Source organism: Massilia sp. CCM 8734 (assembly GCF_011682155.1).
Classification (GTDB): domain Bacteria; phylum Pseudomonadota; class Gammaproteobacteria; order Burkholderiales; family Burkholderiaceae_D; genus Telluria_A; species Telluria_A rubra.
Genome location: NZ_WHJI01000150.1, coordinates 1 through 996, shown reverse-complemented (window position 1 = coordinate 996; position 996 = coordinate 1). Strand labels below are relative to the sequence as shown.

The window sequence follows — 996 nt, the reverse complement described above, 5'->3', positions numbered from 1 at the left end:
GCAACCGTTCTGTCGAAGAAATTCGGCGGCGAAGCAAAAGCATACGACCAGATCGATGCAGCACCGGAAGAAAAAGCACGCGGCATCACCATCAACACCGCGCACGTCGAGTACGAAACGGCTAACCGCCACTACGCTCACGTTGATTGCCCAGGCCACGCCGATTACATCAAAAACATGATCACCGGCGCAGCACAGATGGACGGCGCGATCCTGGTTTGCTCCGCAGCTGACGGCCCAATGCCACAGACCCGCGAGCACATCTTGCTGGCACGCCAGGTTGGCGTTCCTTACATCATCGTGTTCCTGAACAAGTGCGACCTGGTCGATGACGCAGAGCTGCTGGAACTGGTTGAAATGGAAGTGCGTGAGCTCTTGTCGAAATACGAGTTCCCAGGCGACGACCTGCCAATCATCAAGGGTTCGGCACGTATGGCCCTCGAAGGCAACACCGGCGAAATGGGCGAAGTCGCGATCATGGCCCTGGCCGACGCGCTGGACACCTACATCCCAACGCCAGAGCGCGCTATCGACGGCGCCTTCCTGATGCCAGTGGAAGACGTGTTCTCGATCTCGGGTCGCGGCACCGTTGTGACCGGTCGTATCGAGCGCGGTATCGTTAAAGTCGGCGAAGAAATCGAAATCGTCGGCATCTCCGACACCGTCAAGACCACTTGCACCGGCGTGGAAATGTTCCGCAAGCTGCTGGACCAGGGTCAAGCTGGCGACAACGTCGGCCTGCTGCTGCGCGGAACCAAGCGTGAAGACGTCCAGCGTGGCCAGGTTCTGGCCAAGCCGAACTCGATCAAGCCGCACAATCACTTCACCGGTGAGATCTACGTCCTGTCGAAAGACGAAGGCGGCCGTCACACCCCGTTCTTCAACAACTATCGCCCACAGTTCTACTTCCGTACCACGGACGTGACTGGTTCGATCGAGTTGCCAGCGGACAAAGAAATGGTTATGCCAGGCGATAACGTGTCGATCACCGTCAAG

Annotated in this window: 1 protein-coding gene; it reads left to right on the top strand. The window is 58.1% G+C overall.

The features are described from left to right. The coding region (gene tuf, locus F2P46_RS35950) for an elongation factor Tu (protein WP_166899297.1) at nucleotides 1-996 on the top strand (996 nt) is incomplete at both ends.